This is a genomic window from Chelonobacter oris, from assembly GCF_000772535.1.
GTDB lineage: Bacteria > Pseudomonadota > Gammaproteobacteria > Enterobacterales > Pasteurellaceae > Chelonobacter > Chelonobacter oris.
Genome location: NZ_JSUM01000005.1, coordinates 24,285 through 47,191, shown reverse-complemented (window position 1 = coordinate 47,191; position 22,907 = coordinate 24,285). Strand labels below are relative to the sequence as shown.

The following is a 22,907-nucleotide window of genomic DNA, read 5'->3' as shown; positions in this document are numbered from 1 at the left end:
GGAGGATGGTATGAATAACAGCGTAAAACTGCCGGCATTTATTGTGCCTAGATTATCGTTGATGATGTTTATGGAGTTCTTTATCTGGGGCTCATGGTCTGTGACGTTAGGTATAGTCATGACGAAATATGACCTCAGTACATTAATCGGCGATGCATTTTCGATGGGGCCTATCGCCTCCATTATTTCCCCATTCATTTTAGGCATGTTGGTCGATAGATTTTTCCCGTCGGAAAAAGTGCTTGCGATTTTACACTTAATCGGTGCCGCTATTTTATGGTTTATCCCGGATTTACTTGTTGCCGGTCAAGGGAGCGCGTTAGTTAGCGCATTATTGGCCTATATGCTTTGTTATATGCCGACAGTGGCTCTAACCAATAATATTGCTTTCCACAATTTGGTAAATAGCGAAAAATCTTTCCCTATTATTCGGGTTTTCGGCACTATCGGCTGGATTGTCGCCGGATTATTCATCGGCCAAGCGGATCTTTCCGGCAGTCCGCTTATTTTTCAAGTGGCTGCAATTTGTTCTTTACTATTGGGAATTTATAGCCTTACTCTGCCAAATACGCCGGCACCGGCAAAGGGTCAGCCGTTCTCAATGCGTGATTTAATGTGTGTTGATGCGTTTGCATTGTTTAAAATTCGCCATTTCTTGATCTTTGCAATTTGTGCAACGTTGATTTCGATTCCTCTCGGCACTTACTATGCGTATGCGGCGCCATTTTTGGATGCGGTCGGTTTCGAAAAAATTGGTAGTTTAATGTCGATGGGACAAATGTCTGAAATTGTTTTCATGCTGCTTATCCCGTTTTTCTTTAAACGTCTTGGCGTGAAATATATGCTGCTGGCGGGTATGCTGGCTTGGTTCTTGCGTTATGTTTTATTTGCATTGGGTGTCAATGAAGATATGCGTTGGGCGATTTATTTAGGCATTCTATTGCACGGTATATGTTATGACTTCTTCTTTGTCGTCGGCTTTATTTATACGGATAAAGTTGCAAACGAAAGAGTGCGTGCTCAGGCTCAAAGTTTGGTGGTTTTGTTTACCTACGGCATAGGTATGCTGTTGGGATCTCAAATTTCGGGCGGTTTGTTTAACCGTATGTTTGCTAATCAAGCGGTGACGGAAATGTCTATTTGGCGCACTTTCTGGTGGATTCCGGCAATAAGTGCGGTTGTAATTGCCGTTATTTTCTTCGTGTTCTTTAACTATAAAGACAAAGAAGGAGAATAAGATGAAAACAATAAAAGGTCCCGGTATTTTCTTGGCGCAATTTATTGAACAACAAGCGCCTTTCAATAAACTGGAAACACTTGCCGAATGGGCGGCCGACTTAGGATTTAAAGCCTTGCAAATTCCTTGCAACCACAGGCATATCTTTGATGTGGCGCTGGCAAGTCAAAGTCAGACTTACTGTGATGAGATCAACGGACTGTTGGCACAATACGGATTAGTGATCAGTGAATTATCGACTCACTTAGAAGGGCAGTTGGTCGCTGTTCATCCGGCTTATGATGCGGCCTTTGACGGTTTCGCACCGGAACAAGTACGTGGTAACCGTCAGGCTCGTCAAGAATGGGCTATAAATGTCATTAAACAAGCCGCGGTAGCATCAAGACGATTGGGTTTAAATGCCCACGCTTCCTTTTCGGGGGCACTGGCATGGCCGTATTTCTATCCTTGGCCGCCTCATAAAGCGCAATTGATTGACACCGCTTTTAACGAACTCGCAAAATGTTGGAAACCGATTTTGGATCACTTTGATGAGCAAGGTGTCGATCTCTGCTATGAATTGCATCCCGGAGAAGATTTACATGACGGGATTACCTTTGAACGCTTTTTAAAAAAAGTAGGAAATCATTCGCGCTGTAATATTCTGTACGATCCTAGCCATATGCTTTTACAACAGATGGACTATTTGCAATTTATTGATTTTTATCATGACCGGATTAAAGCTTTTCATGTCAAAGATGCCGAATTTATCAGCTCGGGAAAATCCGGCTGCTACGGCGGATATCAACGTTGGCCGGAGAGAGCCGGAAGATTTCGTTCTTTGGGAGACGGTATGATTGATTTTAATCGTATTTTTTCTAAATTAACCCAATATGACTATGACGGCTGGGCAGTTTTAGAATGGGAATGCTGCATGAAAGATTCGATTATTGGTGCGAAAGAGGGCGCTGAATTTATTCAAAAACAGATTATTCCCGTTTCTTCAAAACCGTTCGATAACTTTGCCGATACGGGTGACGATAGTGTGCAAGCGAAATTGATGTTGGGTTTAACATAAGGTTATCGGTATGAAAAAAATTAATGTCGGCATTATAGGAACCGGATTTATCGGCGTTGCGCATATTGAAGCGATTCGTCGATTGGGCTTTGTCAATATCATTGCATTGGCGGAAAATAATCAACAACTTGCGAAGGAAAAGGCAGCGGCGTTGAATATTCCCATAGCTTATGATTCCATAGACGAATTACTGTCGAATAAAGATATTCAAGTTGTGCATAATTGCACGCCGAATCATATTCATTTTGATGTAAATAAAAAAATTATTTTGGCCGGTAAACATGTGTTTTCGGAAAAGCCGCTTTGTTTAACCTCACCGCAAGCGGATGAACTTGTGGCGTTGGCAATAAAACATCGGGTTATCACCGGTGTGGGGTTTGTTTACCGTAATTTTGCGATGGTTCAACAAGCGGCTGAAATGGTTAAGTCGCAAGATATCGGGCGGGTTTTTGCAGTAAACGGACATTATTTACAAGATTGGATGCTGTGGGATACGGATTATAACTGGCGTGTTGATCCTGCAATAGGCGGAAAATCCCGCACGGTAGCGGATATAGGGTCGCATTGGTGCGATACTGTGCAGTTCGTAACCGGTAAAAAAATTAAAGCGGTTTTTGCTGATGTGAGTATTGTTCATTCTATTCGTAAGGCCGGTAAAAACGAAGAAACCTTCGGCTCGGATTCGGCAGGGGCGGAGTATGAATCCAAGTCGGTCGAAACGGAAGATTATGCATCGGTATTAATTCGCTTTGAAGACGGCTCCAAAGGCTCGTTTACCGTATCTCAAGTCAGTGCCGGACATAAGAACGATTTGATGTTTGATATCAGCGGCAGTCTGAAATCATTGCATTGGGAGCAGGAAACGCCGCAGTATTTAACAATCGGTTATCGCCAAAAACCAAACCAAATATTGTGTGATGATCCAACGTTAGTCAATAAATCCGTCTCTGCATATAACCATTTCCCCGGAGGACATATTGAAGGCTGGCCGGATGCTTTTAAAAATATGATGTTGGCATTTTATTCGTTTATTTTAGAGAATAAAGCACCCGAAAATACGCCGGTAAAATTTGCTACATTCAGCGACGGCGCACAAATTGTACATATTGTAGATGCCATTATGACCAGTTTTGAACAAGGGAAATGGATCACGCTGAAATAGGCATAATCTTGTTTGGCATAATAGAACATAATATTGTTAAAAAGGCTGCCGTTCGGCAGCCTTTTTTATCGGATAAACGCATATTTACCATTTGTAGGAAAGTGTGGCGTTGACCAAACGTTCCGCACCATAGTAGCAGTAGAAACTACAACCGCTCAGGTATTTTTTATTGGTCAAATTGGTAGCGTTGACTTGCAATTGCCAGTTGGAATCAAATTGATATTGTGCCATGGCATCCCACACGGTATAAGACGGGACGTTATAACCGGCATAGTATTGATCGTCTGTTGTCGAGCCGACATAGCGAACGCCGGTGCCGACCGTTAAACCGTCCAAAATGCCCTGCAAACGATATGAAGTCCACAATGATGCCGTATGTTTTGCGACCATTGGGGTGCGAATGGTTGTCGTTGTGGACAGATCCTGACGTGAATGGTTATGCGTATAAGCCGCACTCATTGACCAATTATCCGTCAAATTCAAATCCGCCTGTACTTCGATCCCTTTGTTGCGGCGTTCACCGGCTTGTACGGAAATATTGGAACTGTCGGAAACCAACGCATTTTTCTCAGTTAAATCAAAATAAGCAATAGAGACGGTGCCATCGATAAAGCTTGGCGCATATTTGATGCCGGCCTCATATTGTTTACTTTCATAAGGCTTATATACGCGCCCGTAACCGTCGACACCGGTGGTCGGACGGAATGATTCGGCATAGCTGAGATAAGGGGCCAAACCGTTTTCAAACACATACATCGCACCGCCTGAAACCGTGTTATGACTAATATTGTAAGAGGTGTCGGTATTGTCGACAAAACTGTTGCTTTTTGCTTTATCGTGGCGGAGGCCTAAATCAAAAATCCAGTCATTGTTAATCCGTAATTGGTCTTGTACGTAGAAGCCCCATTGACTGTTTTTGATGTGGTATGGTGTCGACGTTACGCTGAATGGTGCGCCGTAAACCGGCGCGAACAGATCAATGCCCGGTACAAAGCCGAAACCGTTATTATTGCCTTTGGTTTTGGCATGCAAATAATCACTGCCTAACAATAAGGTATTTTCAATGCCGTTATCAAAGGTCCATGTTTTGCTGATACGGTTATCGACGCTATGAGTTGCCGATGTGCCTTTGCTGTAGCTGTAGCCGCGATAAGCCGTACGGTTATTGTCCGCAGACCAGGCAAATACGCCTAACAAATCCATATCCAAATGGTTGAAACGGTAGTTTTGTGAGAAAATCCAGCCGTTATTGAATTCGTGCTGAAATTCATAACCGGCGGAAAGTTGTTCACGCTCCATATTATCGCGATCCGGCTCACCGAAATAGGTATTACGGGCAATGTTGCCAAAGGTAGACGGCAGCAGCGAAGCGTAAGCGGGCAGAAAACCGTTGGTCGGACGGCCGTGTTCGCGCTGATAGCCGGCAAGCAGCGTCAAGCGGGTTTTGTCGCTGATATCCCAAGTCAGACTCGGGGCAAAATAATAGTGCTTCATGCCGGTGTAATCTTGCGTGCCGTCTTCTTTGCGAAATTGTGCTACTAAACGATAACGCACACTGCCGGATTCATTGGCATAACCGCTGTAATCGCCGTTAACGGTGCGTTGGTGATTGTTGCCGAAGCCAACGTTAACTTCCCCTTTTGGGGTTGCCGTCGGACGTTTGCTGACCAAATTGATTACACCGCCGGCTTGGGAGGCGCCGTAAAGTAGGGAGTTGGCGCCTTTGACCACTTCAATATTTTCAACACCGTAGATTTCCGGCAACCAGACGAAGAATCCATTCGGGGACGTTTGGGTTCCGTCCAGTGTGGTAGACGCATCAAATCCGCGAATTTTAAACCATTCGGATTTATTGTCGTTCCCGAATGACGCCCCCTGAATACCGGCTTGATAATTCAGGGCTTGATCGATCTTTTTCGCACCGCTTTCGGCAATTTGCTGCGCGCTGACGACAACAGACGATTGCGGTTGATCATAGGAAAGCGTACCAATTTTTGCGACCGAACCGACCACATCGATTACGTCCAGTTCTTCGCTGTCCGTTTCGGCGATGGCAGGATTGAAGCAAAGCAAAAGTGCGGTTGCCAGTGCGGAGTATTGAAAGGTTTTTTGCATAATATGTCCTTAAGTTATCGTCATAAAAGCAGAGCATTACACTCTGCGCATAATTAATAAGAAATAGCTGCCGCCGAGTAGCGTAGCGACCAGGCCGGCAGGGATTTCATACGGAAACAGGATTTGCCGACCAAGCCAGTCGGCGGCGATCATCACGGTGGCGCCGAGTAAGGCGGCGGCGATCAGTTGTGATTTTGGTTTGTGAAAACCGAGATAGTGTGCCAAGTGCGGTGCAAGTAGCCCGATAAAACTGAGCGGGCCGACCACCAGAGTGGCGCAAGCAGTCAATACCGCACTTAACAGAATCAACAGCCAGCGGACTTGGGTTAAATTTAAGCCCAGTGCTTTTGCCATAACCGCTTGCAGACTGAGTAAGTCCAGCCAGCGGCTGAACAGCAGACTGAGCGCCAACAAGCCGAGTGCGGTCAGAGTCAGCAGGATTGCCACCTGATTTTCAGCATAATAGGTTGAACCTGCCGTCCAACTCAGCAGTTGCTGCATACGAAAATCGCCGCTTGCCATCAAAATACGCTGTACTGCATCAAACAGCGCAGCGAGACTGATGCCGGTCAGCAAAATCCGTTCCGGCAACATACCGCTGCGATGGTTAATCGCCATGATAATCAATAAGACACTGCATGCGCCCAATACGCCGGCAAGCCAGAAATTTTGTGTGGAAACCTGCGTCAAACCGAAAATAACCAGCAAGACGCCAAAGCTGACGCCGGAGGTGATTCCCAATAATTCCGGACTGGCCATCGGATTAAAACTAAGGCGTTGCAGCAAAGTGCCTGCGACGGCCAGCATGATGCCGGCAGCCAGCGCATAAAGCAGGCGGGGATAGCGTAATTCAAGCAATATCCGATCGAAACCTGATGACCAGCCGTCAGCCCCCTTACCGATAAGCAAGGCGCAAAGTGCGGTCAGGAGAAACAGCAGCACCAGCAGCAGCCAAGTGCGGTTGCCGTATGATTTGCCATGCGTCAAAAAGCCGCTTTGGCTTTGCAGCCGACCGCTTTGCGGGAGATTTTTAAACATCAGCCATAATAATAACGGTGTACCCAAGACGGCGGTAACGGCGCCGGTCGGCAGTTGCAGGCGGTAATAATGGGTTAACAATTGCAGCGCTAAATCGGTAATCAATAACATTGCGGCGGCTAAAAGTGCGGTTTGCAGCAGTTGTGCTTTGAAACGGCGGATCCCCAATTGACGGCTGATTGTGGCGGCGGCGAGTCCGATAAAACCGAGCATACCGACGCGGCTGATGACGATGGCAACCAAATAAGCCGACAGCAGCAAACCGGCAAGACGAATCCATTGCACCGGCACGCCCAAGCTTTTGGCGTTGTTGTCGTTCAGCGCCAGAATGGTAAACGGGCGCTGCAATACAATTAACAGACACAACGCAGGCAACAACAGCCAGAACAGCTGTATGCCGTCGAACCAGCTTTCCTGTACCAGCGAACCGGCTCCCCAAATCATTAAGCCGCGAGACTCCTCTGGATAGAACAGCATCAGAGTGGCGGAGAGGGAGCCGAGATAGAGATTTACCACCAATCCGGCCAGAATCATAATTAACGGCGACAGCGCTTTGCGCCATGCCAACAGGAAAACCAACGCCAGTGCGCCGAGTGCGCCCAGAAAAGCGATAAGTGTGGTGCCGGCATTCAGAATTGACGGAAAGAACAGCGTGGCGGTGAACAATAAAAATTGTGCGCCGCTGCTGACAGCCAAGGTATTATCTGACGCCAACGGATTGCTGACCACCTGTTGTAACAGCAGGCTTGCAAGCCCAAGTGCGGTACCGGCGAGAATCGCCATGCTGAGGCGCGGCAGCGTATAGTTTTGTACCAGCAGTAAATCCAAGTTGTCCGGGCGGGCTGTGAACAGGTCAAGCCATGAATAGCTTTCAGGCAATTGCAGCTTGAGTAACCAGCCGATTAAAACCGCACTTGCTGTCATCAGCAGTAAATTCAGCGTGAAGACGGCACGATTTACCATGCTTCCCCTCCTTGTTGCAGCGCATTGCGTAATGCCAAGGCAAAACGTTGTGCCGACGGCAAAGCACCGAAGGTCCAGATGGCGGGCAGGACGAGCGGATCTTGCGACAGCGACAAATGCTGCCATAAGGTATTATGCTGAAGTGCGGTCGGCACGTTGAGCGGATAGGGTTTAATGACAACCAACCGTGGATTGTCGTGAAAATCCGCCAGTTGATTGATGCTGATATTGGCAGCCCCCCAAACGGTGACTTCATGCGTCCAAGCATTGCGAAAGCCCATTTGCCGGATGGTTTCGCCAAACAGGCTGTTTTCACCATAAACCCGAAGATGGCGACTATCAATAAATTGTACCAGCAGCAGCGGACGGGATTGAAAAGGCTGTAATTCGGTATTTAAATCGGCAAACAGTTGTTCGCTTTGCTGAATCAGGGCTTCTGCCGCTTGCGGTTTTCCGATCCATTGTGCCAGTCGGCGTGTTGCCGCCAGCTGATTCTGCCAGAGATTGCCCGCTTGATAGAAATTAACGCTTTTGATCTGTTGCGGATCGGCGACATAACGCTGTAACAGTGGTTCCAGATTACGGAACATAGCACTGTTGATAAAAAGATCGGGCTGTATTTGCGCTAAACGTTCAGCGTTCGGTTGCAGACGTGAGCCGAGATCAAGGGTATTTTTCGGTAATTGCGGCACGGCAACCCAAGTGCGGTAGCTTTCGGCATCGCCAATGGCAACAGGCGGCTGCCCGAGTGCCAACAGGGTTTCGGCGACCGTCCAATCCAGCGTGGCAATTTTCACTGTGGATTTTTGATCGGTTAAATCGATAGCTTGCACGTTACAGCTCAAGCAAATCAATAATAAGAAAAAATAGCGCAACATAATCAGCCTAATAAAAAGCGACCGGCACCCCGGAATTCGGGTGCGGAATGACTTGTAGCGTAATGCCGTAAATAGCATTCAGATTGGTTTGTGTCATCAATTCATGCGGCGAACCCTGCATTAACAGCTTGCCGCTGTGCAGGGCAATCAGCTGATCGCAAAAACGGGCGGCGAGGTTGACGTCGTGAATCACGATGATCACGCCGATATGCAATTGGCGAGAAAGCTGTTGAATCAGCTGCATCACTTCAACTTGGTGCGCAATATCCAGTGCCGCCAACGGTTCGTCCAGCAGCAAGAAACCGCTTTGCTGCGCTAAGAGCATTGCCAGCCAAATGCGGGAACGTTCGCCGCCGGACAGCGTGTCAACCGGTTGATCGGCGAAGGGTTCCGTCTGGGTTAAGGACAAGGCTTTTTCCACCGCCTGTTGGTCTTGTTGTTTGTTGCGGCCGAATAAACCGTTCCAGGCATAACGCCCCATTTGAATCAATTCACGCGCATTCAGGTTGGTCGCATTGGGCAAATGTTGCGGCAGGTAGGCAACCTCACGGGCAAATTCCCGACTGCCCCATGTGCTGAGTTCACGCTGTTTTAACCGCACTTTGCCGCTGCTGCAAGCTTGCTGGTTGGCAAGGAGTTTGATTAATGTCGATTTACCCGAACCATTATGTCCGATCAATCCGTAAACTTTACCGACTTCAAATGTCAAATCAATCGGGTGCAGTAAAGTGCGGTTCGGAATCCGGTAACATACTTGTTCAAGTTGAAACATAACCTGCCTGTAATCTAGCGTAAATTAAAATAGGGCAGAATTTTAATTGAAAACTATTTTTATTTCAATAGATGGCGGCAGATATGTATCTATCGCCCTTTTTTGAGAGGGAACATCACAGAATAGGGCCTATAGTGGCGATAACATTCTGCCAGATGCGGCGCAATAAAGACCAGTGCGTGATGTGTTCCAAATCGATCGGCTTTGATTGTGAAATATAATCTTGTTGACGTTGGTAAATGGCTGCGGTTGTGTCGCTGTCCTGAAGTAAAATATTATTTTCATAATTCAGGTTAAAACTGCGCAGATCCAAATTTGTTGAACCGATATAACTGATTTTTTCATCAATAGTCAGGGTTTTGGCATGTAATAGGCCATGGCGGAACTCATAAATTTGTACCCCGGCCTTGAGCAGATTGGCGTAGTGGCTACGACTGGCTGCGGATACAATCCAAGAATCATTTCGTTGCGGGAAAATCAGTGTGACTTTTATTCCGCGCCAAGCAGCCGCACACAATGCCTCAATTGTTGTATGATCAGGTACAAAATAAGGCGTTGAAAGGGTAATACTTCGCCGAGCGCAATTGAAAAGGCTCACAAAAAGTTGCGGACTGGAATCTTTGCGTTCGGTCGGTCCGTCTGCGACGACTTGTGCGGCAAATCCGGATAATGTGACAGGCTGTGAGGGAAGATTTTCATTGATCGGTTGACCACCGGCAATCAGCCAGTCACTGGCAAAGAGAAGCTGCATTTGCGAAACGACAGCCCCTTCGAAACGCAGCAGAATATCTACCCAAGGAGCAAATCGCGCTTTAATTCTGAATTCGGGATCGGCACAGTTTTGGCTGCCGCAGTAAAGCACGTTGTTATCAATCAGTGTGATTTTGCGATGATTGCGCAAATCCAGCCGGCTGGTGAGGATCGTTTTTATCGGGCGGTTAATCGGGAAGGTAACCGCCAATTGTACGCCTGCACTTTTCATCCGTTGCCAATAGTCGGAATTGACAAACCGGCGCGATCCCAATCCGTCGACCAGTACCCGACAGGTAACGCCACGTTGTGCCGCACGAATAAGCGCTTTTGCAACATTGATACCGGTGTGATCCGCCAACCAGATATAATACAGAATATTGATACAATGTTGTGCCCGTTCAAGATCGGCGAGTAAACGTTCGCGGGCTTGTGCGGCACTTGCCATCAATTCCGCCTGATTATTGGATTGGGTATGGAAGCCGTTGATTGAAGCCGCATACGCAAAAGCCGGGCGGTAGGGTAATTCTATTTGCTGTTCGTTTTGTTGTCCGTGGCTGATCAGTTGCGGATAATCATGGCGCATTTGGGTAAAAATCGTCTGATACTTCGCCGTTGTCTGCCGACCGATATTGTTTTCACCGAATAGCCAATAAATCACAACGCCCAAATAGGGGAAAAGCAACAAAATCACCAACCATGCCAGCCGCCCGCTAGCTTCCAAATCATTGCGCACCAGAATTCGGATTGAAAAAACTGTAACCAGAGCGATATGTAAGATAAGTAGTAACATAGTGATTCCGTAATCGGTAACATGATTCCTGTGGCGTGCAACAGTATGCCGGCGGTGAAAATATGAGTAAGAACCGAGTTTTCCTCCGTCTTGAGTTTCAATAACGTATTGTCACATAAAGTATGAGGCTTATCTTTTCAATATTCAACACATAAATAAGGGAGCTTTCGCTCCCTTTAATGACGTATTAAAGCACTTTAACAATACTCTCGCATAGATAGCGGATATTGGCTTCAGTGATGCCGGCAACGTTGATTCGGCCGGAGCGGACGGCATAAATCGCAAATTCGTCTTTCAAGCGATCCACTTGTTCCGGTGTCAGACCGCTGAACGAAAACATGCCGTTTTGTTCGATAATAAATGAGAAATCTTGTTGTGCGCCATATTCTTTTAACAATTCAACGAATTTTTGACGCATCTGTTTGATGCGGTCACGCATACCTGCCAATTCGGCGATCCAATCCGCTTTCAGTCCGGTATCCGCCAGCACCAGCGCAACCGCATTGGCGCCATGTGAGGACGGGTTGGAATACAGCGTGCGGATAATCGATTTGACTTGACTAAACGCGGTTTCGGCAGTTTGTTGATCGGCAGCAACCAAGGTAAATGCGCCGACACGTTCATTATACAAACCGAAATTTTTGGAATAGGAGCTGGCAACCAGCAGTTCTTTATGGTTGGCGGCAAAAGCGCGCAGACCCTGCGCATCTTCTTCCAAACCGTTTGCCAAGCCTTGATAGGCAAAGTCAAACAGCGGCAGCCAGCCGTTTTGCAGCGATAAGTCCGCCAATTGTTGCCATTGTGACGGAGTCGGATCGATTCCGGTCGGGTTGTGGCAGCAGCCGTGCAGTAATACGACATCGCCTTCGCCGGCATGGCTCAAGTCGGCCAACATATTGTCCCAATCCAGCGCATGTGTGTCTTCATTGTAGTAACGGTAGTTACGGATTGTGATGCCGACCGCATTGAAAATTGCATTGTGATTCGGCCAAGTCGGTGAACTGATCCAGACGTTTTGTGCATGGGTTTGGCGTTTGATAAATTCCGCCGCCACGCGTAAGGCGCCGGTTCCGCCTAAACTTTGTGCGGTTTTAGCGCGTTTGCTTGTTACAATCTCGCTGTCGGCGCCGAATAATAATGCTTGGGTAAATTGGTTGTATGCCGCCACGCCGTCAATCGTCAGGTAGTTTTTGCTGTTTTCGGTTTCCAACAAGCGTTTTTCTGCGGTTTTCACGGCTTTGACAATCGGGGTTTGCCCGTCGGCATCTTTATAGACCCCGATACCCAGATTGATTTTGTTTTCACGAGTTTCGGATTTAAAGGCTTCGCCCAACCCCAGAATCGGATCGGCGGGAGCGGCTTGGATTTTTTCAAACATAGTGAGTTACCTTTTTAGCATATGATGTTGTGTTTTAAAAATAGCTTTCTCATTTATACTGATTTCCGGCTCGGATAACAATCCCAAAACGCAAAAATCATGATAATTTGCCGACTGCCCAGCTCAGACCGGAAAGGTAATCAGCCGGCAATAACGGCGCCAATCTGCGCAAACTCTCGATAAGTACCGCTTTATCAGGGTGTGATAAATTGATATGCCCGACTTTACGCCCCGACCGCACTTCCTTGCCGTACCAGTGCAGCTGGCTGAACGGAATGCCGAGCCATTGCGGTTGATGTTCGGTGCCGATTAGATTGACCATTACGCTCGGCATCAGCGTTTGCAATAGCGGTGTCGGCAGATTCAGCAATGCACGCAAATGAAGTTCAAACTGGCTGACGTTACACCCGAGTTGCGTCCAGTGTCCGCTGTTGTGAACACGCGGCGCCAGTTCGTTGATCAGCAGGTTGTCGCCGATTACAAAACATTCCATTGCCATCACGCCGACATAATCGAGCTTGTGCATAATCGCACTCAGCATCTGTTCCGCCTGTGTTTGTAAAGTGCGGTTCGGTATTGCAGGCTGGACACTGTAGCGCAAAATGCCGTTTTGCTGCAAATTATGGGTAATCGGGTAAAAACGGGTACTGCCGTCTTGAAAACGGGCGCCGACAAGGGATATTTCCCCGTCAAACGGAATAAAGGCTTCGGCAATTACCTCACCGAATAAATCGGCAGTGATGATGCCATGATTACTCGAATCGACAATCCATTGCCCGCGTCCGTCATAACCGCCGGTACGGCGTTTGACCACCACTTTGTTGCCGATATCTAGAAAGAGTTGCCGCCATTGTTGCGCACAATCCAAGCGTTGCCAAGGCGAAGTGGGTAAATTCAGTTCGTCTAGCAGCGATTTTTGTGAATAACGATCGGCCAGTAAGCCAAAGACATTGCGATTGATAAAATTCGGATGGGCGGAAAGTGCGGTGGTGAGTTCGGTTGTCGGCCAACGTTCGATTTCGGCGGTAATCACGGCGTTACTTTCAATGTCAAGCAGCGGAGCATCGAAATCGAGCGGTTGGACATCGATGTCCAACGGAGCGCCGGCATAGCGCAGCATTCGCCCCAATTGTCCGTTGCCCAAGACATAAACCGGGGGATAAATGGCACTTTTTGGCATGGTTAAGTCCTTATTTAAAGCAATGTTAAAGCAGGCGAGGATCGGGGTTATCCAAGACGGTTTGGGTTTGTTCCGCTCTGAATTGCAATAAACGCGTCAGCAAGTGCGGATCACGGCTTGCCAGCATTTGTGCGGCCAACAAACCGGCATTTGCCGCACCGGCGGCACCGATCGCCAGTGTGCCGACCGGAATGCCTTTCGGCATTTGTACGATGGAATACAGGCTGTCGATCCCGCTTAGAATCGAACTTTTTACCGGTACGCCCAGTACCGGAACCACGGTTTTGGCGGCGATCATGCCGGGCAAATGCGCTGCGCCGCCTGCGCCGGCGATAATCACTTCAAACCCGCACTCAAGTGCGGTTTCGGCAAAGCTGAATAATTTATCCGGAGTACGGTGGGCGGAAACGATTTCGACATGGTAAGGCACTTGTAGTTGATCCAGCACATTGGCGGCTTCGATCATGGTCGGCCAGTCACTTTGCGATCCCATCACAATGGCGATTTTTGCAGACATAAATTCAGCGGTTCCCTTTAATGTTAAATGAATAAATCAAAAGTGCGGTTAGGATAACATGATTTTATAAGAAATTAATCTCTGTGGTCGTGCTTGTGAAAATATTTTATATTTTTTAGCCGGATAACGGTGATTTGATTGCAAGTTTACGGAGAAAATTCTATGCTTATCGGTTGAATAAGCATGAGAATAAGATGGAGCAGAGAATGCCAGCGAAAGCCAAATACAGGAAGGATTACAAGAAACCGGATTATACCGTGACGGATATTTTTCTTGATTTTCAACTTGATCCGCAACAGACGCAAGTCACCGCTAAAACCGCCGTTCAACGCCTGAATCCTGAGGCGCAGCAGCTGCGGCTGGACGGACACGGTTTTCAATTTGCCTCGATTGAGGTAAACGGCGAGCCTTTTAGCGCGTATCGGCAAGATGCGGAATCATTGTCGCTGGATTTGAGCGGGCTGAATCAGGAGCGGTTCGAATTGGAAATCGTTACGCTGCTCAAACCGGCGGAAAATACCTCATTGCAAGGGCTGTATCAATCGGGCAGTGCGTTTTGTACACAGTGTGAGGCGGAAGGCTTCCGTCAAATTACCTATATGCTCGATCGTCCGGACGTGTTGGCGCGTTATACCACTCGGATTACGGCGGATAAAAGCGCATATCCGTATTTGTTGTCGAACGGCAACCGCATTGCCGGCGGTGAGCTGGACAACGGGCGGCATTGGGTGGAATGGCAGGATCCGTTCCCGAAACCGAGCTATTTGTTTGCACTGGTCGCCGGTGATTTTGATTTGCTGCAAGACCGTTTTGTGACCAAGAGCGGTCGGGAAGTGGCTTTGGAATTGTATGTTGATAAAGGCAGTCTTGATCGTGCCGATTGGGCAATGCAAAGCCTGAAAAAATCGATGAAATGGGACGAAGAGCGGTTCGGGCTGGAATACGATCTGGATATTTATATGATCGTTGCTGTGGATTTCTTCAACATGGGTGCGATGGAAAACAAGGGCTTGAACGTGTTCAACTCCAAATTTGTGCTTGCCAATCCGGCTACCGCAACCGATGAGGATTATCACAATGTGGAAGCGGTGATTGCACATGAATATTTCCATAACTGGACGGGCAATCGGGTAACGTGTCGTGATTGGTTCCAATTGAGCCTGAAAGAGGGCTTGACGGTGTTTCGGGATCAGGAGTTTTCATCGGATACCGGCTCGCGTGCGGTACAGCGGATTAACAATGTGAAGCTGCTCAGAACGGTACAGTTTGCCGAAGACGCCGGCCCGATGGCGCATCCGATCCGTCCGGAAAAGGTGATCGAAATGAACAATTTCTATACGGTTACCGTTTATGAAAAAGGAGCGGAAGTGATTCGAATGCTGCACACGTTATTGGGCGAAGTGCGGTTTCAACAGGGCATGCAATTGTATATTGCTGAAAATGACGGCAAAGCGGCGACCTGTGAAGACTTTATTTCCGCAATGGAACGGGCTTCCGCTGTCGATTTGACGGTTTTTCGGCGCTGGTACAGTCAGTCGGGGACGCCGGAATTAACGGTGAATGACGAATATGACGAACGCAACAAGATTTACCGGTTAAGCGTGTCGCAAGCTACACCGCCGACACATGATCAATTGGATAAAATCAATCTGCACATTCCGTTGAAAATTGAATTATATGACGGGCAGGGGCATCAATTGGATTTACAAGATGAACACGGCCCGGTCAGCAATGTGTTGAATATTTTGCAAGATAATCAAGTATTTGAATTCCATCATGTGTATGCTCGTCCGATTCCGGCACTATTGTGCGATTTTTCCGCACCGGTGAAACTGGATTATGACTACAGCGATGAGCAATTATTGTTGTTGTTAAAACATGCTGAAAACGATTTTGTGCGCTGGGATGCGGCACAAACGTTATTGGCAAACGAATTGCGCCGCAATTTACAACGTCAGCAAAACGGCGAAGAGATGCTGATCAGCCCATTATTGCTGGATACATTCGGCGCTATTCTGGAAGACTATCAGCAGGATATCGAACTGACAGCGCTGATGTTGACGTTGCCGAAAGAGACGGAATTTGCCGAACGGTTCAACGTGATTGATCCGAGCGGAATTCATGCGGTGCGTCAATTCTTGCAAAAAAATATCGCCGAATATTTAAAAACCATGCTGCTGAAAGTTTATCATCGTATCGATTTGCCGCAGTACCGACCGGAGCGGCAGGATATTGCCCAGCGCAGTTTGCGTAATGTGTGCCTGAGCTATTTGGCGGTCACGGAGTTTGGTAATGCGCTGGTCAATACCCACTATCTGCATGCCAACAATATGACCGATACGTTGGCTGCGTTATCGGCGGCAACGTTGGCGGCATTGCCTTGCCGTGACGCTTTGCTGGCGGATTTTGAGCAAAAATGGGCGCATGACGGACTGGTGATGGACAAATGGTTTGCCTTGCAGGCGACCCGTCCGGACGAAGATGTGCTGCAAAATGTGATTAAACTGATGGATCATCCGAGTTTTGCTTTCAACAACCCGAACCGCTTACGGGCGCTGGTCGGCAGTTTTGTCAACCAGAATCCGAATGCGTTCCATGCCGTGGACGGATCAGGCTACCGCTTCTTGGTAGAGGTGTTGATCAAGGTCAACAGCAGCAATCCGCAAATCGCATCACGCTTAATCGAACCGTTGATCCGTTTGGGGCGTTACGATGCCCAACGTCAAACATTGATGAAACGGGGACTTGAGCGCTTGGCAAAAATAGAAAACTTATCGAAAGATCTTTTCGAAAAAATTGAGAAAGCGTTGGATTAATCATAATAAAGGGTACAATTGAGGAAATCTTCGGATTTCCTTTTTGTTTGTCGGCAGTGTGAAAGGGATTTTTCGTTACACCATATAGCGTAATAATAGGCTGGGCATATGTATTCATTCGTTAAAAAAGGGTTATTTTCACTGGACGCCGAGCGGGCGCATGATTTTACGGTAAAAACACTGGGGATTATCGGGAAAACGCCGGCTAAATACGTGCTGCAAACCGCACTTTGCTGCCCGCCGGGGACAGAGAAAGTTTGCATGGGCATTCGTTTTAAAAATCCAATCGGTTTGGCTGCCGGCGCGGATAAAAACGGAGATGCGATTGACGGATTTGGCGCTTTGGGATTCGGTTTTATTGAAGTCGGCACGGTGACGCCGCTGGCACAGGACGGCAACCCTAAACCGCGTCAATTCCGCTTGCAAGCGGCGGAAGGCATTATCAACCGTAACGGTTTTAACAATTTCGGTGTCGATTATCTGGTTGAAAATGTTAAAAAAGCCCGCTATGACGGGGTTATCGGAATTAATATCGGCAAAAATACGACGACATCGGTAGAAAACGGTAAAGCCGATTATATTTATTGCCTTAACAAAGTGTATAACCATGCCGGTTATATCACGATTAATATTTCTTCACCGAATTCGCCGGGCTTGCGTAGCCTGCAATATGGGGAAGCATTGGACGATTTATTGCAAGCGCTCAAAGCCCGTCAAACGGAGCTGGCGGATTACTACAATAAATATGTACCGATTACGGTCAAGATCGCACCGGATCAAACCGAAGCGGAATTGGTACAAATCGCCGACACCTTGCGCCGGCATAAAATGGACGGTGTGATAGCGACCAATACTACAATATCCCGTGACAGCGTTAGCGGCTTGCCGAATGCGGAGCAGCAGGGGGGGTTAAGCGGCAAGCCTTTGCAGCCGCTCAGTACGCAAATTATTCGCCGCTTACATCAGGAGCTGAAAGGTGATATTCCGATTATCGGCAGCGGCGGCATTGATTCGCTGACCGACGGGCAGTGCAAAATTGCCGCCGGTGCAGAACTGTTGCAACTTTATTCAGGCTTGATCTACCACGGCCCACAATTGGTAAAAGCGCTGGTGGCAGGGATTCGTTAAGTCGGAGAATCGGGCTTCTTAATTTGATGAGAAGCCCGATTTTATTGACAAATATTATATTTTCTTCGCCAACATTGTCACAAATTTCAGTTTGATCCGATTACCGTCGGCATCGGTTTTATGCAATTCGCCCGGCTCTTCGCAGTATTTGAGCAATTCCCAACCGGCATAGTAATTTTTCAGTTCATTTTCGGCAAAGGTGAAAGAGAACGGCATTGGGCAAGGCATATCATCGGTCGACATGGCGGCAACGATCAGATTATAACCGCCGACATTGGTATGCTGCTGCATATTGGCGATAATGGCGGGAATGCGATCCCGTTGTAGGAACATCAACACCACAGTGGAGAGAATCAGATCATAATTATCCTGAATTGCCGCCTGATTAATGTCATAAAGTGCGGTTTTCACCTTGTCGAGCTTTTCTTTGTCAATCACGGAATTTAAAAAAGCGATACTGTTTTCATTCTGATCCCAAGCATCGACTTCGAACCCTTGAACGCCTAAAAAGACGCTGTTTCTGCCTTGTCCGCAGCCGAGATCCAATGCTTTGCCGGGCTTGAGGTATTGTATGGCGTTGATCACTTCGGAGTGAGTGGCGGTCATATTGTATTTCTTGGCGACATAATCTTGCGGACGGCAATAAAATTCCAGATAGCATTGCAAATCGTCGGACAACGGCAAAACACGATGCCATTGCTGTGGTTCGACAAAAGGCGCTTGGTTTTCCACATCAAAAATGTGCGTGTTCAATACATTACCGAATTCGTCCAGTTCAAAATATTTCAGCGAGCCGGCAAGTACAGTCACTTTTGCCCAAGTGCCGATTTTAGTATTGTGCATTTCCTGAAACATTTGCGGTAAGGTGTCTTTGGTCCAGATCGGCATTTTTTTGTAGCAAATTAATTGTGAATACATAGAGCGTGTCCTTAAAGATATATTTAAAATATTATTTTATGAATTTTAAAGAAAATTTGCCTGTGAGGCAATTATTTCCGACAGATTTAGTCAAGTTTATACAGGCTGATCACATTGCCGATGTATCTTATGCTAGAATAGTCGTAATATTAACATGTTATAAACAGGAGTTTGTATGACGACAGAAACGGCCGCTGCCGAACCTTCCACATTCGATGTGCAGGCACAGACAGTAGAATTTATCGATAAAGTGCAGAAAATGGATTTTGATACTGTGTTAAGCCAATGGATTATTCCGTATGGCAGCAAGATACTATTGGCGATTGCGATTTATGTTATCGGGAAATCCATTGCCAAATTGTTAAGCGGTATATTGGGCAAGGCGGCATTGCGTTCCGGCAAAGACGAAATGTTGCAGGGCTTTGTCACCTCGATCAGCTATTTTCTCTTTTTATTGATCGTGGTGATTGCTGCATTGTCGCAACTGGGCATCAACACCACGTCATTGGTTGCATTAATCGGGGCTGCCGGTTTGGCAATCGGTCTGGCATTGCAGAATTCACTACAAAATTTTGCTGCCGGCGTGATGATTTTGATTTTCAAACCGTTTAAAAAAGGGGATTTTGTTGAAGCGGGCGGCGTGAGCGGTTCGGTTACGCAAATCGGATTATTGGTGGTCGAGTTGCGTACCGGCGATAATAAAACCGTATTGGTGCCGAACGGCAAAGTGTTCGGCGACAGTATCACCAATTATTCCGCCAATGAGACCCGTCGAGTAGATTTTATCTTTGATATTGCTTATAACAGCGATATTGCCAAGGCCAAACAGATAGTGGCGGATTGCCTGACACAGGAATCTAGGGTGCTGAGTAATCCCGCACCGACTATTGCCGTGGGATCGCTGGAAGCCAGTAGCGTACAGCTGGTTGTGCGACCGTGGGTGAAAACCGCCGATTATTGGGGCGTTTATTATGCGATTACCGAAGATGTGAAATTGGCGTTTGATCGTGAAGGGATTGAAATTCCGTTTAATCAGCTGAGTGTACATTTTGATGCGGATAATGTAGAAAAATAGCGTGGGTGCAGAGCAATACGACAACGGCGGATTTGATATCCGTCGCTATTTTTTATCCTCAAAGTGCGGTTTTAAATGGTAACCGCACGTTAAGATCAAGTTGGCAAAAAATTATTTTTTGGCTTGGCGGGCTTTGCTTTGTTCCGCCATTTTTTTGCTGATTTCGCGGCGTTGTTTGGAATGTTCCGCATTGCGGATCACATAATCATCGATCCGATCTTCATAATCGTCACGCATTGTGGCGATAATCGTGCGAATATCGGCAACGCTCATTTCATCGGTGATGTATTGGTTCAGATTATCCAACAACAAAACACGCTTTTGGTTATCACGGATTTTGCGTTCGATATCAATCATATCGCGTTTAAGTTTGTTTTTCAGACGATGCATACTCACGTACTCCAATACATCTTGAAAGCATTGTTTGTTTACCGGTTCCATTTTTTAACACTCACTTTTTTGATTTGACACAATGACTTTAATTTATCCTGTTTAATCTTGTTCGTCAAAGTATTCGATCACGTTTTTATCAATAAAAATTGCGAAATATCAAGCCGGAACAGATAAAAATAGATTGATAAGCGCAAGGCAGAGTGATAAAACTATTCGGGTTGTTATTTTTTTAGTTAAGGATTGAAAATGTCACAAGTGTTCAATTTCAGCGCCGGTCCGGCGATGATGCCGAAGGCGGTGCTGGAACAAGCCCAACAAGAATTCGTGAACTGGCAAGACCAACAAACCTCCGTGATGGAAGTCAGCCATCGTGGTAAATTATTTATGCAGTTGGTCGGGGAATCAGTGGCGGATTTTCGCGAATTGTACCGTATTCCGGCAAACTACCAAATCCTGTTTTTACAAGGCGGTGCGCGTGGTCAATTTGCAGCGATTCCGATGAATTTAATCGGCGAAAAGGGCAAAGCCCTTTATTTGACCGGCGGTCATTGGTCGGCTACCGCTGCGAAAGAGGCGCGGCTGTTTGCCGAAATCGATGAAATCAATATTCTGGAGCAAAGTGATGAATCGCGTGTCGGCAAACTGGATTTTAGCGAGATTGCCGATCAGTACGATTATGTACATTATTGCCCGAACGAAACCATCAGCGGCGTAGAAATCTTTGACTTACCGAATGTCGGTAATGCGGTTTTGGTGGCGGATATGTCGTCAAATATCCTCTCGCGTGAAATTGACGTCAGTAAATTCGGCTTGATTTACGCCGGCGCCCAGAAAAATCTCGGGCCGGCGGGGATTACCATCGTAATAGTGCGGGAAGATCTGATCGGTCATGCCCGTAAGGAAACACCGTCAATCTGGAATTACGAAGTACAAAGCAAAAGCGATTCGATGATTAACACCCCGCCGACGTTTGCCTGGTATCTCTGTTCGTTGGTGTTCAAGCATTTATTGGCACAAGGCGGCATTCAGGCAATGGAACGGCGCAACCGTGAAAAAGCGGCGCTGCTGTATGATTATCTGGATCAAAGCAAACTGTATCGCAATACGGTAGCGAAACAAAACCGCTCTTTGATGAATGTGACTTTCACCACCGGTGATGAAGGGCTTAATGCTAAATTTGTGGCGGAAGCGCTGGAAAACGGCTTACAAGCCTTAAAAGGGCATAAAGTGTTGGGCGGTATGCGCGCTTCGATTTACAATGCCATGCCGATTGACGGCGTACAGGCGTTAATTGCGTTTATGCAAAAATTTGAGCGGGAAAATGGCTGATTCACTATGGATATGTTGAACCATCAAGGTGCGATTTATTATTTATTTGATTTGATTAAAGAAAATAAAACGCTTGATGAAAGTGCGGTCAAACATTTTCACTATTCATGCTGCGAACCCTGAATATTATTGATGAAAATTGGTAGCGTATTGACCATACGATTGAGTAAAAATAAGAGAGAAAAACATGAAATTTATCGACATTGCCAACCCGGGTGTACGCCGATTGTCCCCTTATCAGGCGGGAAAGCCGATTGAGGAATTGGAGCGGGAATTGGGGATTTCCAATATTGTCAAACTGGCTTCGAATGAAAACCCGTTCGGGTTTCCGCAAAGTGCCAAAGAGGCGATTAGCAAGCAGCTCAACGAGTTGACCCGTTATCCCGATGCCAACGGTTTCGAACTAAAACAGGCGATTTCACAAAAATTCGGATTGCAACCGGAACAGATCACATTAGGCAACGGTTCTAACGATCTGTTGGAAATTACTGCGCATACTTTTTTAAACCGTGATGACGAAGTGATTTTCTCGCAATATACCTTTATCGTTTATCCGTTGGTTTCACAAGCAATTAACGCCAAAGCCGTCGTCGTGCCCGCCAAAGATTACGGGCATGATCTGAATGGCTTTCTGGCGGCAATCACCGACAAAACCAAAGTGATTTATCTTGCCAACCCGAACAACCCGACCGGCACATTTTTAACCGCCGAACAAATCGATGCTTTTTTGGCGGAAGTGCCGCCGCATATTTTGGTGGTTCTGGACGAAGCCTATACCGAGTTTACCACCGTCAGCGAACGGGTTCCGTCATTTGTGTTGCTGCAAAAATATCCGAATCTGGTGGTTTGTCGCACATTATCCAAAGCTTATGGACTGGCGGGACTGCGAATCGGGTATATGGTTTCTTCACCGGAAATTGCGGATTTGTGCAATCGAGTGCGGCAACCGTTTAACTGCAACAGTTTGGCATTAAGCGCCGCCGTGGCAGTGGTGAATGATGATGCGTTTATTGAAAAAGTGGCTGACAATAACCGTCAAGGATTATTACAGCTAGAAATGTTTTTTAACGCAAAAGGGCTGGATTATATTCCTTCCAAAGGCAATTTTATTACCTTAGATTTAAAACGGCCGGCGGCACCGATTTATCAAAAATTGTTGGAAAACGGTGTGATAGTCCGCCCGATTGCCGGTTACGGTCTGCCGAATCATTTACGGATCAGTATCGGTTTGCCGGAAGAAAATCAGCGCTTTATGGATGCGCTGAGTTTGATTTTGGATTTATAATTTAAGGTCGTCTTCCCCTTAATACCGTTTTTACTTAAGCGGTAAGCACGCTTTTCCGAACGCAGGCGAAGGGGTTTTTCATCAATCATTGCACCGCACTTTACGTTTTGACAGATAACGTGC

18 protein-coding genes are annotated in these 22,907 nt (G+C 46.9%); 8 read left to right on the top strand and 10 right to left on the bottom strand.

Going from position 1 to position 22,907, the window contains the following annotated elements:
- The first annotated feature begins 10 nt into the window (after window positions 1–10).
- From OA57_RS03850 to OA57_RS03840, 3 genes are read left to right on the top strand one after another with little or no spacing between them, the layout of a single operon-like run.
- Entirely contained in the window at window positions 11–1,237 is a 1,227-nt protein-coding gene (locus OA57_RS03850) for an MFS transporter (protein WP_034613809.1), read from the top strand.
- Window positions 1,185–2,294, top strand: coding sequence for a sugar phosphate isomerase/epimerase family protein (locus tag OA57_RS03845; protein ID WP_235424625.1), 1,110 nt, complete (start codon window positions 1,185–1,187; stop codon window positions 2,292–2,294). Before OA57_RS03850 ends, OA57_RS03845 begins: the two co-directional genes overlap by 53 nt.
- 10 nt (window positions 2,295–2,304) lie before the next feature.
- Complete coding sequence (locus OA57_RS03840; protein ID WP_034613804.1) at window positions 2,305–3,456, top strand: Gfo/Idh/MocA family protein; 1,152 nt, start codon at window positions 2,305–2,307, stop codon at window positions 3,454–3,456.
- 84 nt (window positions 3,457–3,540) lie between these two features.
- Here OA57_RS03840 and OA57_RS03835 read toward each other — a convergent pair whose 3' ends face one another.
- The 8 genes from OA57_RS03835 to purE all read right to left on the bottom strand — a co-directional run bounded on the left by OA57_RS03835 (window position 3,541) and on the right by purE (window position 13,840).
- Window positions 3,541–5,571, bottom strand: a complete 2,031-nt coding sequence (locus tag OA57_RS03835; RefSeq protein WP_034613802.1) for a TonB-dependent siderophore receptor — start codon at window positions 5,569–5,571, stop codon at window positions 3,541–3,543.
- A gap of 36 nt (window positions 5,572–5,607) precedes the next feature.
- Window positions 5,608–7,572 (bottom strand): Fe(3+)-hydroxamate ABC transporter permease FhuB, encoded by a 1,965-nt coding sequence (fhuB, locus tag OA57_RS03830; protein ID WP_034613799.1) that lies wholly within the window; start codon window positions 7,570–7,572, stop codon window positions 5,608–5,610.
- The gene (locus OA57_RS03825) at window positions 7,566–8,450 is read right to left on the bottom strand and encodes an iron-siderophore ABC transporter substrate-binding protein (protein ID WP_034613797.1); all 885 of its coding nucleotides are present in this window, start codon (window positions 8,448–8,450) and stop codon (window positions 7,566–7,568) included. Before OA57_RS03825 ends, fhuB begins: the two co-directional genes overlap by 7 nt.
- Window positions 8,451–8,457: 7 nt before the next feature.
- Window positions 8,458–9,222 carry an ABC transporter ATP-binding protein gene (locus OA57_RS03820; protein WP_034613795.1) on the bottom strand — a complete coding sequence of 255 codons (765 nt, stop codon included), beginning with the start codon at window positions 9,220–9,222 and terminating at the stop codon, window positions 8,458–8,460.
- A 115-nt stretch (window positions 9,223–9,337) separates the two neighbouring features.
- Window positions 9,338–10,765 (bottom strand): cardiolipin synthase, encoded by a 1,428-nt coding sequence (cls, locus tag OA57_RS03815; protein ID WP_034613792.1) that lies wholly within the window; start codon window positions 10,763–10,765, stop codon window positions 9,338–9,340.
- Window positions 10,766–10,952: 187 nt separating this feature from the next.
- The gene (locus OA57_RS03810; RefSeq protein WP_034613791.1) at window positions 10,953–12,143 is read right to left on the bottom strand and encodes an amino acid aminotransferase; all 1,191 of its coding nucleotides are present in this window, start codon (window positions 12,141–12,143) and stop codon (window positions 10,953–10,955) included.
- A 97-nt stretch (window positions 12,144–12,240) separates the two neighbouring features.
- The gene (gene purK / locus OA57_RS03805; RefSeq protein ID WP_034613790.1) at window positions 12,241–13,323 is read right to left on the bottom strand and encodes a 5-(carboxyamino)imidazole ribonucleotide synthase; all 1,083 of its coding nucleotides are present in this window, start codon (window positions 13,321–13,323) and stop codon (window positions 12,241–12,243) included.
- Window positions 13,324–13,348: 25 nt separating this feature from the next.
- Window positions 13,349–13,840: a 5-(carboxyamino)imidazole ribonucleotide mutase gene (purE, locus tag OA57_RS03800; RefSeq protein WP_034613788.1), complete on the bottom strand. Its 492-nt coding sequence runs from the start codon at window positions 13,838–13,840 to the stop codon at window positions 13,349–13,351.
- 206 nt (window positions 13,841–14,046) lie between these two features.
- On the opposite strand from purE, the gene pepN reads away from it, so the two are divergent.
- Window positions 14,047–16,656, top strand: coding sequence for an aminopeptidase N (pepN, locus tag OA57_RS03795; RefSeq protein WP_034613786.1), 2,610 nt, complete (start codon window positions 14,047–14,049; stop codon window positions 16,654–16,656).
- A gap of 108 nt (window positions 16,657–16,764) precedes the next feature.
- The gene (gene pyrD / locus OA57_RS03790) at window positions 16,765–17,784 is read left to right on the top strand and encodes a quinone-dependent dihydroorotate dehydrogenase (RefSeq protein ID WP_034613785.1); all 1,020 of its coding nucleotides are present in this window, start codon (window positions 16,765–16,767) and stop codon (window positions 17,782–17,784) included.
- A 54-nt stretch (window positions 17,785–17,838) separates the two neighbouring features.
- On the opposite strand, the gene tehB is transcribed toward pyrD, so the two are convergent.
- Window positions 17,839–18,702, bottom strand: coding sequence for an SAM-dependent methyltransferase TehB (tehB, locus tag OA57_RS03785; protein ID WP_034613783.1), 864 nt, complete (start codon window positions 18,700–18,702; stop codon window positions 17,839–17,841).
- Window positions 18,703–18,877: 175 nt separating this feature from the next.
- On the opposite strand from tehB, the gene OA57_RS03780 reads away from it, so the two are divergent.
- Window positions 18,878–19,777 carry a mechanosensitive ion channel family protein gene (locus OA57_RS03780; RefSeq protein ID WP_034613782.1) on the top strand — a complete coding sequence of 300 codons (900 nt, stop codon included), beginning with the start codon at window positions 18,878–18,880 and terminating at the stop codon, window positions 19,775–19,777.
- 111 nt (window positions 19,778–19,888) lie between these two features.
- Here OA57_RS03780 and OA57_RS03775 read toward each other — a convergent pair whose 3' ends face one another.
- On the bottom strand, window positions 19,889–20,218 hold the full coding sequence (locus OA57_RS03775) for a DUF496 family protein (RefSeq protein ID WP_034613780.1): 330 nt from the start codon (window positions 20,216–20,218) through the stop codon (window positions 19,889–19,891).
- A gap of 198 nt (window positions 20,219–20,416) precedes the next feature.
- Between OA57_RS03775 and serC the strand changes: the two genes are divergently transcribed.
- Together serC and hisC are read left to right on the top strand one after the other, a co-directional pair.
- A complete protein-coding gene (serC, locus tag OA57_RS03770; RefSeq protein WP_034613778.1) occupies window positions 20,417–21,499 on the top strand; it encodes a 3-phosphoserine/phosphohydroxythreonine transaminase in 1,083 nt (360 codons plus the stop codon).
- A gap of 187 nt (window positions 21,500–21,686) precedes the next feature.
- Window positions 21,687–22,784 carry a histidinol-phosphate transaminase gene (gene hisC / locus OA57_RS03765; protein ID WP_034613777.1) on the top strand — a complete coding sequence of 366 codons (1,098 nt, stop codon included), beginning with the start codon at window positions 21,687–21,689 and terminating at the stop codon, window positions 22,782–22,784.
- Window positions 22,785–22,907 lie beyond the last annotated feature (123 nt).